Consider the following 11,953-nt stretch of genomic DNA (forward strand, 5'->3'; position numbering starts at 1 on the left):
AAGGTTAATTACTCAGCAGTGAAACCTAAGGCTGCTGAGTTTATACAATAGCGTTCGCCAGTGTCAGTGGGACCGTCATTAAAGACATGGCCCAAATGCGCATCACATTGGCTACAACGTACCTCAATACGCTCCATGTTATGGCTTTGGTCTCGTACAAAGGTGACTACGCGGCTTTCAGCAATTTTGTCAAAACTCGGCCAACCGCATCCCGAGTCAAATTTCGACACCGAGCTAAACAGTGGTAAATCACAACATACGCAGTGATACATGCCCTGCTCTTTATTATGCAACAGAGTACCGGTAAACGGACGCTCTGTTGCTCCTTTCCTTGTCACTTGAAATGCAAGTTCGGTAAGCAAGCCTTGCCATTCTTGTTCATCTTTTACTATTTTAGTCACGATTTTGTTTGTTCCAATAACAGCATTGAACGGGCATTTAGTTTGACACTTTTAGTGTCTCTAAGTTTCTTAACGAAAATAGCTTGTTCATGCGCTGTATCCATTTGCTGAGTCCAATGTTGCGATGTTTCTACTGCAGGCAATATAAAATCAATAGCGTGAGAACTAGCGTTAATAATCCATAACCAACGCTCTTTCGATTGTCTTAGGTTTCGTATCTCTACTGCTACAGCCCACCCATGCGACTCATGCCAATCCTCTTGGTGCATAAAGTCACCGTCGTGGCGATACCAACGAACACTATGATGCTGGGAGTGACATTTTTCGTAACTGTCGTTTTCCAGCTGAAGATAATGAAAAACTCGTGAGCGTTTACGCAGTGCAATAAGCTGCTGACAAAACTCTAAAAATTGTTGCTCATGCGTATCTAACTCCCAATTAAACCAACTCATTTTGTTGTTTTGGCAGTACGCGTTGTTATTGCCTTGCTGAGTGCGGCTTAGTTCATCCCCACCAAGAAAATGCGGTACCCCTTGCGAAAGCATTAAAGTGGCTAATAAATTACGCTTTTGTTTACGCCTAGTCGCAAGTACCTTTTTGTCTTTTGTATCGCCTTCTTCGCCATAGTTAGCAGAGATATTATGACCATGGCCGTCACGGTTATCTTCGCCGTTAGCATGATTATGACGCTGCTCGTAGCTAACCAGATCGTCTAACGTAAAACCATCGTGGTAACAAATGTAGTTCACACTGGTGTGGATACTACGTCGACTCGCGAGAAATAAGTCGCGAGAGCCCATAATTCGAGTGGCCATTTCACCAAGCAAACCGTGCTCACCTTTCCAAAATGCGCGGCTTGTATCTCGGAACCGATCGTTACACTCCATCCACCGCTCTGGAAAATGCCCTAGCTGGTAGCCATTTGGGCCAATATCCCAAGGCTCCGCTATCATTTTAGCCCGCGACAAAATAGGGTCTTGCGCCACGGCTTTAAAGAATGCGGCATGACTTGAAAAGTGGTTATCTTCCCGGCCCAAACTGACCGCTAAGTCGAAGCGAAAACCGTCAACTTGCATTACGTCAACCCAATAACGCAGGCTGTCTAATACTAAACGTAAACTGATTGAATGATCTAAGCTCACGCTATTGCCACAACCAGTATTATTGGCATATTGACTGTAATTTGGGCTGTCACCAATTTGATCAAACAAGTAATAATTTTTGTTATCAAGTCCACGGTAACAAAGGGTTGGACCATCAGATCCCGATTCTGCAGTGTGATTAAAAACTACGTCCAAAATCACTTCAATACCATTGCGATGAAATTCGCGCACCATGGTCTTAAATTCTGATAAGGCATCAGATTTGGCGTAACGCGGTTCGGGCGCCATAAACAGAATGGGGTTGTAACCCCAATAGTTACTCAAGCCTAATGATTTTAAGCGAGGCTCCGACATAAATGCTGCGGTAGGCAGTAACTGTACCGAGGTAATACCGAGGCTCTTTAAATGATGGATACTGTGGCTATCCACCATACCTAAGTAACTGCCACGATCGTCGCTATTTACTTTGGCGTTGAGTTTACTAAAGCCACGAACGTGAGTTTCATACATGACCATATCTTGGCGGTCGATGTTAGGTTTAGCTACGCCCAGCCAATCAAAATCGTCATCTCGAACAATACACTTAGGTATAAGGTCCGCATCATCTTCCTGGTAAGCTTTACTATCCCAGATAAGTGGTCGAGAAATGGCTTTTGCGTAAGGGTCTAGAATTAACTTTCGCGGATCATACCAACAGCCATGTTCAGGCTGGTATTTGCCGAACACCCGATAAGCATAAAATTGACTGGATTTAATACCTTCCACATACCCATAGCGAATACCACCTTGCTTGCCGGGCAACACTAAACGAGAGATTTCGTTTTCTTGCTCATCAAACAAACATAACTCTATGTGTTTGGCATCACCGGCATGAATGGCGAAGTTACATCCATTGGCATCAAGCGTAGCGCCTAAGGGGAAATCTCTTCCAGGGGACACCTGATATTGACTGAGGCTAAAAGGTAAAGGCTTTAGTTGACTTCTTGTTGACATGTAAACCTTAGGTCCCCCTGCTTTGGACAGGGGGAGTTATCAATTATTTAATCTACTTTGATTAAATACAATGTTGATAGTGGTGGCAAGTTTAATATCAGTGAATTTTCGCGACCATGGCTGGCAACCGCTTCAGATTGGAATTCAATTCCGGCATCGTAGTTACTGCCCCAATACATTTCTGAGTCAGTATTTAGAATAATGCGGTAACGCCCTTGCTCTGGTAAAGCTAAGCGGTAGTTGTTACGAGGTACAGGTGTAAAGTTACTCACTACAACAACTTTTTCTTGGCTATTGAGAGCATTACGCTGGAATACCAGTACGCTTTTTTCCCAATCATCATGGTCAATCCACTCAAAGCCATTGGTATCGTAATCACCCTCAAACATTGCCGGATGGCCACGGTAGACTTTGTTTAGCTGCTTAACTAGCTCTTGCTGGCCTTTGTGCTTAGGAAACTCCAGCACATTCCACTCTAGGCTAGTATCATGGTTCCACTCACTGGCTTGAGCAATTTCGTTACCCATAAAGTTCAACTTCTTGCCTGGGTGAGCATACATAAATGCGGTATAGGCACGTAAGTTAGCGGCTTGTTGCCACTCATCTCCAGGCATTTTACCCAGCAACGAACCTTTACCATGTACCACCTCATCGTGAGAAATGGGCAACACAAAGTTTTCGTCATAGTTGTACACCATGGCAAAAGTAATTTCGTTATGATGATATTTTCTAAACGCTGGGTCTTTTTGCATGTAGTCCAAAGAATCATGCATCCAGCCCATGTTCCACTTAAAGCCAAAGCCTAATCCACCAGTAAAGGTTGGACGAGAAACGCCGGCAAAAGCGGTAGACTCTTCAGCAATGGTCATAGCATGTGGATATTGGCGATACACTTCTTCGTTAAACCATTTTAGTAGGCTAATTGCTTCGTAGTTGTGGTTGCCACCGTCTACATTAGGCACCCACTCGCCTTCTTCGCGCGAATAATCCCAGTAAAGCATTGAGGCAACAGCATCAACTCGAAGACCATCTACATGGAACTTATCTAACCAGATGAGTGCGCTGGCCACCAAGAACTGACGAACCGTATCCCGGCCAAAGTCGTAGATGTAAGAGTTCCAGTCATTATGCCAACCACGGCGAGGATCTTCGTATTCGTATAGGTGGGTTCCGTCAAACTGAGCCAAGCCGTGTGAATCACTAGGGAAATGCGCCGGTACCCAATCTACAATCACACCGATACCATTTTGGTGGCACTGGTCGACTAAGAATTTAAAGTCATCAGGATTACCGAAACGGCTAGTAGGCGCAAACAGACCAATAGGTTGATAACCCCAAGAGCCATCAAATGGGAACTCTGAAATAGGCAATACTTCAATATGGGTGTAACCCATCTCTTTGATGTATTCAACAAGCTCTACAGCAAGCTCTCTGTAGCTCAAATAGTTATTACCTGTGTCTTCAATCTTACGACGCCAAGATCCTAAATGAACTTCGTACACGCTCATTGGTTGATGGCGTTTATCATTATTCTGCGAATCAATCCAAGCCTGATCATTCCATTGGTATTGGTCGTGATCCCAAACTACAGAGGCAAACGACGGGTATTGCTCAGAGCTGAAACCTACCGGGTCAGTTTTGTGTGGGAGAGAATGTCCGTGGCGATCTTTTAATTCATACTTGTATTTAGTACCCGCGTCTAAGCCAGGTACAAACAATACCCAGTGGCCGTCTAGCGAGCGCTGCATTGGCAAACGACGACCATCCCAGTGATTAAAATCACCAATTAAGCTGACCGCTGAAGCGCTAGGCGCATACACCCCAAAACGCACACCTTTAACCGCGACGCCATCAACCTCAATGGTTTTAACTTGGGCACCCAATACCTGATAAAGGTTTTGCGGTGCATGAGACATAGTCGCTAAGCCTTCGTAGGCAACTTCAGTAAACTGATAAGGGTCGATAACTTTAATTTTGTTATCACCAAAATCGACTTCAAGTTGATATGCAAAGGCTTGGTCAGTGTCAAGCTCTAATTCGAATAAGCCTTGCGGCGATAGCTGACTCATGGTCCCCAATACGTCACCTTTAAGGGACAATACAGAGACCGATTTAGCGTCTGGTTGCCAAGCTCGCAACACTAAACCCTTACCGCTTTTTACAGCGTTTAAACCCAGTGAGTTAAATGGTTCGCTTAAGCGAACGCTAGACAATTGTTGAACTAATTGAGAAACCTGAGAAGACAAAGATCGTTTCATTATTATAGTTACCTTAAGGTCCTGAGAATAAGGGGATTTGGTCATTTAAGCTTAGGTTAGCGCAAGTCTCCAAGCTTTTCTCAATTAATAGGGATTAAAGTGAGATAGAAAACATTTTCATAGGCAAAAAAAAGCGCTCCTAGGAGCGCTTGATTACAATTTCGTCAATGTTACTTGCTAACTTTAGCGCGAGCGTCAGATAGTGAGTACATTAAGTGTTGAACATCGTGATTATTAAATAAGTCACTTAAGTTCCAAGACAACTTACGGCGCCAGTTTGGATACTCGCTTGACGTGCCCGGTACGTTAACTGGTTTGTCCATTTCCATCCAATCTTCTAACTGAACAGATAACAAGTTACAGCTACCTTTGGCCATATGAACTTGGATACCGTAGTTCAGACCTTTATCCATGCCCACCCAATTCACATCACGTGAAATGTAGTCTGGAATGCTCTGGTGACCGTGTAAGGTATCAAGCAATTTCTGCTTGTTCTCGTGACGATCTTGGTAAAGGCTTTGCAATACTTCTTCGTCTGGGTAGATACCTAGTTCGCGACCTAAGGCTAAATCATCACAATGCCAGAAACCGCGAAGAGTAGGCATATCATGCGTGGTTACCGCAGACATTGCTTGCTCTGGGTAATGCGCTGGAGAAATAAAACCACCGTCTTCCGCTTGCTCAAAGAAGAAAATACGGTAAGAGTGCACACCGTTTTCTTGCAGCACTTCAAAAATGCCGTCAGGTACAGTACCTAAATCTTCACCAATAATCAGACATTGATTACGGTGACTTTCTAGTACCAAAATACCTAATAGGTCTTGGATTGGGTAGTAAAGGTAAGCACCTTTATCAGCAGAGTCTTCTACAGGCACTAACCATAAACGTAATAATGCCATGGCGTGGTCAATACGTAATGAACCACAAGAGCGCATGTTAGAACGGAACAAATCAACCATTGGTTGGTATTGCTGTTCTTCTAGAACCGATGGGTCCATTGGAGGTAAACCCCACTTTTGACCTAAAGGACCTAGGATGTCTGGCGGTGCGCCAACACTAGCATCTAGCGAGTAAAGATCGCCATTTGCCCAAATCTCAACACTGCCTTCACTTACACCTACAGCTAAATCACGGTATAGGCCCATTGCCATACCCGAATCTTTGGCCACTTGGTCAACAGCGGCTAATTGCTCATCGGCAATCCACTGTAACCATAAGTAAAAATCAACATCGTCTTGGTTGGCTTTAACCCATTCGGCTACTGCAGGTAAATGGTACTCTTTGTACTCATCAGGCCAAGCTGGCCAACCCCATGCATTGCCAATGGTGTCGTATAAATGTGCTTGTAGTGCATCGTAAGTTGCTTGAGCCGCTAAGCTCTCGCCACCTTCTTTGATAAAACTACGGAAAGCATTAGCACGCTTAGTGCGGCCTTTTTGAATGGTTTGGAACTGCTTAAAGACTAGTTTAAGTGCTTCAATTTTAGCTTCAGTTACACCGGTGTAGTCTACCCACTCGCTACTACGTAGCTGTTCTAAGCGATTTTGGAAAACACTACTTGCTACTAACGCAGCTGCGTCTGACTCAGCAAACTCACTAATCGCTTCAACATCGATGTAAACAACATTCAACCAGCGACGAGATGATGGGCTGTAAGGGCTAGCCGCTTCTGGATTAGCAGGGTATAAAGAATGGATTGGATTTAAACCAACAAAATCACCGCCTTTTTCAGCAATGTTTTTAACCAATACTTGTAGATCTGAGAAGTCACCAATACCCCAGTTAGTTTCGGTGCGAAGACAATAAAGCTGAACGCTTGGGCCCCATACCTTTTTACCGTTGGCAATATCTGGCTGAATGTATGCTGCTTGAGGCGCAACAATATAACGAGTTTCAGCTAATACCTTACGACCACCTTTTAACGAGATACTTAAATTGTGGTAACCAATAGGTAATTCTAGACTTAGGCTAACGGTGTAAGCTTGATACTCAACTTCGTTTATAGCGTGAGCTTCAATTAGCTCGCCATCAACAGGGGTAATTTGCCCTTTAAACTGTTCACCCTGCTCCGTGCTTAACTTCCAAGTAAACTCTTGGTTAGCTAATTCAATAGGAACACGGATTTCAAGTGGATATTCTGAAGCAACACGAACCACTTTTACCACTGGCATTACTTGCTGCCAATAGTTAAGCACGTCTTCTTCATAACGCTGTGCTAATTGCTCTGCATTATCTACTGGATAACCTAGCGCCTTTAACAGTTTTAATTTGCTTTCAGGTACGACTTGCGCCGGATTTCCCCAAGCATCAACGTAGCTGGTTTCAATGCCGCGAAGCTTTACCAACTGTTCAATGATTTGATCTGACATAACATTTCCCGAGTTATTGCTTTTATCTAACTAATTATTGTTTTTTTAGCGCGTGTATTGTACTCATCCTAACGCTCGATTTTTCGATCTAGCACAAATTTCGCTAAATTAATTTTATCTGAGATTGAGTGATATTGATTGTTTTTTTTTACTTCTGAGCTAATACTTCTTCCTGCAAATGTTAGCTTGCTCATTTTTAAGGCATTAATTGATGTCGCGCAAATTAATCGCCGATTCGACTTGAAGAAATTTGAAAATGTTGTAAGTTTACAACCAAATTATACATCTGTTAACACTAGGAACATTAGGTATCACTATGACAATTAAAGTTGGTATTAACGGTTTTGGCCGTATTGGACGTTTCGTATTCCGTGCTTCTGTTGAGCGCAACGACATCGAAGTTGTAGGCATTAACGACTTAATCGACGTTGAATACATGGCTTACATGCTTAAGTATGACTCAACTCACGGTCGCTTCAACGGTAGCGTAGAAGTAGTTGACGGTAACTTAGTAGTAAACGGCAACGTTGTTCGCGTTACTGCTGAGCGCAACCCAGAAGATCTAAAATGGGATGCTATTAGTGTAGATGTAGTTGCTGAAGCAACTGGTATCTTCCTAACTGACGAGACTGCTCGTAAGCACATCACTGCTGGCGCGAAAAAAGTAGTTCTTACTGGTCCTTCTAAAGACGCTACTCCTATGTTCGTAATGGGCGTAAACCAAGCTTCTTACGCAGGTCAAGACATCGTTTCTAACGCTTCTTGTACTACTAACTGTTTAGCGCCTATCGCTAAAGTACTAAACGACAAGTGGGGCATCGAATCTGGTCTTATGACTACTGTTCACGCTACTACTGCTACTCAAAAAACTGTTGACGGTCCTTCTGCTAAAGACTGGCGCGGTGGTCGTGGTGCTTCTCAAAACATCATCCCTTCTTCAACTGGTGCTGCTAAAGCTGTAGGTGTTGTACTTCCTGAGCTAAACGGCAAACTAACTGGTATGGCTTTCCGCGTACCTACTGCTAACGTTTCTGTAGTTGACCTAACAGTTAACCTTAAAGAAGCTGCTAGCTACGAAGAAATTTGTGCTGCTATGAAAGCTGCTTCTGCAGGCGAAATGGCTGGAGTACTTGGTTACACTGAAGACCAAGTTGTTTCTCAAGACTTCATCGGCGAAACTCAAACTTCTGTATTTGATGCAAAAGCTGGTGTTGCTCTAACTGACAAATTCGTTAAAGTTGTATCTTGGTACGACAACGAAATCGGTTACTCAAACAAAGTTCTAGACCTAATTGCTCACATCTCTAAATAAGAAATGTAGCTTTTAAGCTAGAATATTAAAGCGACCTTAGGGTCGCTTTTTTTATAGGTAAAATTTATGATCCTAGAAAAGCTCCAACTCAAAGTCGTCAAACAGCTAGATAATGCCGTGTTCGAAGTACATAACAACGAAGGAATGGTGTTCTATTGGGTTGACCACTCTGCTGCAAAGGCTCTTATTGCCCAACAAGGCGCCCACTTGGTGAGTTACCGCTCTAACCCTGGCGAAGAAAAACTTTGGTTAAGTGATGATAGCTTATTTACCAAAGGGGCAGCGATACGAGGCGGTATACCTATTTGTTGGCCAAATTTCGGTAATCTAGGTAACGAAAACAACACTAAGCATGGTTACGCTAGAACCAGCTTGTGGACGCTAAACACCATTGCCACAAGCCAAGAGCATTGCTACCTAAGCTTTTCGCTACCAAGCAGCTCTGACTCAGGAGTCGCGTTAAGCTGTAGTTTTACTTTAGGGGCAGAAGCTCGAGTCGAATTAGTCACTACTAATCACAGCGAAAAAAGCTTCGAATATACTGGCGCCTTGCATAGTTATTTCATTACTGATGTAAAAAAACTACACATCGGATCACTTGGCGATCAATATATTGATTCAGTATCAAGCACAAAAGTAGATAATGTCGCTAGTTTTACCTTAAGTGACGAAACAGATCGCATCTATTTGCAGCCTCAATCGGTCAGTCAGCTAGTTTTTGGGGCATCTAAAACAACCATAGAACATCGTGGTCACGACAGTGTAGTGGTATGGAATCCTGGCGATAAACTCGCAAAAAAAATGCCAGATGTAAGCAGTGCGGAGAACTTTATTTGTGTAGAAACAGCGATAACCCAGCAACCACAAGCTGTGAAACCGCAGCAATCACATAAGCTGGTTCAAATAATACGCTAAAAAAACAAAGCCCCAACGCTTGCGATTGGGGCTTTATGTCGTTATTGGCTACAAGGGCTTATACCTTAGTAATGCCAAACACTTGGTTTTCTTGCTCTTGTACTCGGATAAACGTCGTCCGTTTAGTCAACTCTTTAAGTTCAGACGCACCAACATAAGTACACGCCGAACGTACGCCGCCTAACACATCTTGAACAGTTAACTGAACGCTGCCTTTATAAGGAAGCAATACCGTTTTACCTTCAGATGCACGATACTCGGCTACACCGCCGGTATGCTTATCCATTGCAGTTTGTGAGCTCATACCGTAGAACTTCATGAACTTCTTGCCATCTTGCTCTACAACTTCGCCGCCATTCTCTTCGTGAGCGGCTAACATACCGCCTAACATCACAAAGTCAGCGCCGCCGCCAAATGCTTTGGCTACGTCACCAGCTTGGGTACAACCGCCATCACCAACAATTTGTCCACCTAAACCATGAGCAGCGTCAGCACACTCAATAATGGCCGACAACTGAGGGTAACCAACCCCTGTTTTAACGCGAGTAGTACAAACACTGCCAGGGCCAATACCCACTTTTACGATATCAGCACCGCTAAGTATCAATTCTTCTACCATCTCACCAGTAACTACGTTACCCGCTACAATCACTTTATCTTGGAAAGTGTCTCGCATCTTGCGAACAAAGCTTACAAAATACTCAGAGTAGCCATTTGCAACATCTACACAGATGAACTGTAGGTTTTTATTTAGCGCTAAAATTTGCTTCGTTTTTTCAAAGTCAGCATCCGAGGTGCCACAACTCACCATTAAGTACTTTATCTTGTCTGCCGGCATAGCAGATAAGAACTCAGACCATTGCTCAATACTGTAGTGCTTATGTACCGCCGTCATCATTCGGTGCTCGGCTAAGGCTTTTGCTAAACCAAATGTTCCTACCGTATCCATATTGGCAGCAATAACAGGTACGCCTTCCCATTGACTGCCAGTATGTTTGAAGGTAAAATTCCGATCTAGTACAACCTGCGAACGGCTCTTTAATGTTGAACGCTTTGGTTTGATTAAAACGTCTTTAAAACCCAGCTTTATATCTGTTTCAACTCTCATCTACTTCTCTGCTAGTTATTAGGCACAAAACCCGAAGAGTATAGCAAACCTTTATTGATGATAAAAACATTAATAATATCCCTTCTTCGCTCTCTCAAGCAGGCACAAAAAAGCCAGCACTTAGACTGGCTTGAGATATGATGATTAACGCTTAAGCGTTCCCCTTCACCTTTATCTGATTGTTTTTTGCAAAACCTAACATACGATCTAGCGGTACCAATGCCCGATCAATAAGGGCTTCATCTACAAACACTTCTTTACCAGTAGCGTCTAACAAAGCTTCCTCAATAGCCTTTAAGCCATTCATCGCCATCCACGGACAATGCGCACAAGAGCGACAAGTAGCACCGTTGCCACCGGTTGGCGCTTCAATCATTTCTTTATCTGGGCAAGCTTGCTGCATCTTGTAGAAGATGCCTTTGTCTGTGGCCACGATTAGCTTCTTATGCGGCAAAGACTGTGCAGAAGCAATCAACTGACTAGTAGAGCCTACTGCATCAGCCATCGCTACAACGCTTTCTGGAGACTCAGGGTGAACCAATACTGCTGCGTCTGGGTATTGCTGTTTTAACTGCTGTAAGGCTTTTGCTTTGAACTCGTCATGCACGATACAGGCACCCTGCCATAACAACATATCGGCGCCTGTTTGCTTAGCAACGTACCCGCCAAGGTGTTTATCTGGCGCCCATATAATCTTATGACCTTCAGCGTCTAAGTGCTCTACCACATCAACTGCAATGCTAGAGGTAACGACCCAATCAGCACGTGCTTTTACCGCCGCAGACGTATTAGCGTAAACCACTACAGTATGGTCAGGGTGAGCATCACAAAACGCGGCAAACTCTTTTTCAGGGCACCCTAAATCCAAAGAACAGGTTGCCTCTAAGGTGGGCATGATCACTTTCTTTTCAGGGGTAAGGATCTTTGCAGTCTCCCCCATAAAGCGCACGCCAGCAACCAGGAGAGTTTTTGCGGGATGGTTATTACCAAAGCGAGCCATTTCCAATGAATCGGCGACACAGCCACCAGTTTCCTCGGCCAAAGCTTGAATCTCAGGGTCGGTATAATAATGCGCCACCAATACAGCATCTTCTTCTACGAGCAGTTGCTTAATGCGCGCTTTATGCGCTGCACGTTGCTCATCATCAAGCGGAGCTGGTTTAGGAGGAAATGGGTAAATGGTTTCGTTAAAATATTCGAGCTGCTGCATAACTACATCTGAGATAAAATAATTCGAGTATTATACACAGTGAGCTAAGCGAATGGCAGTTATTGGACTAAAGAATTAGTGGCTATTTCAGTGAAAAGCTAGGAGAGATTGGTGGGTTGTGAAGGATTTGAACCTTCGACCAATTGATTAAAAGTCAACTGCTCTACCAACTGAGCTAACAACCCGTAGATATGTAGCAACAACAGCAGTGGTGGGTTGTGAAGGATTTGAACCTTCGACCAATTGATTAAAAGTCAACTGCTCTACCAACTGAGCTAACAACC

The 11,953-nt window shown here is 43.7% G+C and carries 8 protein-coding genes and 1 tRNA gene; 2 read left to right on the forward strand and 7 right to left on the reverse strand.

Annotated features, from left to right (window positions below):
- Nucleotides 1–8: 8 nt before the first annotated feature.
- From msrB to malQ, 4 genes are all read right to left on the reverse strand, one after another.
- Entirely contained in the window at nucleotides 9–392 is a 384-nt protein-coding gene (gene msrB / locus Q4549_RS19820; protein WP_201798764.1) for a peptide-methionine (R)-S-oxide reductase MsrB, read from the reverse strand.
- A gap of 5 nt (nucleotides 393–397) precedes the next feature.
- A complete protein-coding gene (glgX, locus tag Q4549_RS19825) occupies nucleotides 398–2,497 on the reverse strand; it encodes a glycogen debranching protein GlgX (protein WP_303554086.1) in 2,100 nt (699 codons plus the stop codon).
- A 47-nt stretch (nucleotides 2,498–2,544) separates the two neighbouring features.
- The gene (gene glgB / locus Q4549_RS19830) at nucleotides 2,545–4,755 is read right to left on the reverse strand and encodes a 1,4-alpha-glucan branching protein GlgB (protein WP_303554084.1); all 2,211 of its coding nucleotides are present in this window, start codon (nucleotides 4,753–4,755) and stop codon (nucleotides 2,545–2,547) included.
- Between the two features lie 170 nt (nucleotides 4,756–4,925).
- Nucleotides 4,926–7,124 (reverse strand): 4-alpha-glucanotransferase, encoded by a 2,199-nt coding sequence (malQ, locus tag Q4549_RS19835; RefSeq protein ID WP_303554082.1) that lies wholly within the window; start codon nucleotides 7,122–7,124, stop codon nucleotides 4,926–4,928.
- Between the two features lie 316 nt (nucleotides 7,125–7,440).
- Between malQ and gap the strand changes: the two genes are divergently transcribed.
- Both gap and Q4549_RS19845 read left to right on the forward strand, forming a co-directional pair.
- Nucleotides 7,441–8,436, forward strand: a complete 996-nt coding sequence (gene gap / locus Q4549_RS19840; RefSeq protein ID WP_303516520.1) for a type I glyceraldehyde-3-phosphate dehydrogenase — start codon at nucleotides 7,441–7,443, stop codon at nucleotides 8,434–8,436.
- 66 nt (nucleotides 8,437–8,502) lie between these two features.
- A complete protein-coding gene (locus Q4549_RS19845; RefSeq protein ID WP_303554080.1) occupies nucleotides 8,503–9,351 on the forward strand; it encodes a D-hexose-6-phosphate mutarotase in 849 nt (282 codons plus the stop codon).
- A 58-nt stretch (nucleotides 9,352–9,409) separates the two neighbouring features.
- Here Q4549_RS19845 and Q4549_RS19850 read toward each other — a convergent pair whose 3' ends face one another.
- The 3 genes from Q4549_RS19850 to Q4549_RS19860 all read right to left on the reverse strand — a co-directional run bounded on the left by Q4549_RS19850 (nucleotide 9,410) and on the right by Q4549_RS19860 (nucleotide 11,854).
- Nucleotides 9,410–10,459 (reverse strand): GMP reductase, encoded by a 1,050-nt coding sequence (locus Q4549_RS19850; RefSeq protein ID WP_137674529.1) that lies wholly within the window; start codon nucleotides 10,457–10,459, stop codon nucleotides 9,410–9,412.
- 151 nt (nucleotides 10,460–10,610) lie between these two features.
- Nucleotides 10,611–11,669: a quinolinate synthase NadA gene (nadA, locus tag Q4549_RS19855; protein WP_303554079.1), complete on the reverse strand. Its 1,059-nt coding sequence runs from the start codon at nucleotides 11,667–11,669 to the stop codon at nucleotides 10,611–10,613.
- A 109-nt stretch (nucleotides 11,670–11,778) separates the two neighbouring features.
- A tRNA-Lys gene (locus Q4549_RS19860) sits at nucleotides 11,779–11,854 on the reverse strand.
- Nucleotides 11,855–11,953 lie beyond the last annotated feature (99 nt).

Source organism: Agarivorans sp. 2_MG-2023 (assembly GCF_030548085.1).
Lineage (GTDB): Bacteria > Pseudomonadota > Gammaproteobacteria > Enterobacterales > Celerinatantimonadaceae > Agarivorans.

Excerpts from the sequence above, each read along its gene's own strand:
- glgX (WP_303554086.1), bottom strand. The coding sequence starts at position 2,497 with ATGTCAACAAGAAGTCAACTAAAGCCTTTACCTTTTAGCCTCAGTCAA.
- glgB (WP_303554084.1), bottom strand. The coding sequence starts at position 4,755 with ATGAAACGATCTTTGTCTTCTCAGGTTTCTCAATTAGTTCAACAATTG.
- malQ (WP_303554082.1), bottom strand. The coding sequence starts at position 7,124 with ATGTCAGATCAAATCATTGAACAGTTGGTAAAGCTTCGCGGCATTGAA.
- gap (WP_303516520.1), top strand. The coding sequence starts at position 7,441 with ATGACAATTAAAGTTGGTATTAACGGTTTTGGCCGTATTGGACGTTTC.
- Q4549_RS19845 (WP_303554080.1), top strand. The coding sequence starts at position 8,503 with ATGATCCTAGAAAAGCTCCAACTCAAAGTCGTCAAACAGCTAGATAAT.
- Q4549_RS19850 (WP_137674529.1), bottom strand. The coding sequence starts at position 10,459 with ATGAGAGTTGAAACAGATATAAAGCTGGGTTTTAAAGACGTTTTAATC.
- nadA (WP_303554079.1), bottom strand. The coding sequence starts at position 11,669 with ATGCAGCAGCTCGAATATTTTAACGAAACCATTTACCCATTTCCTCCT.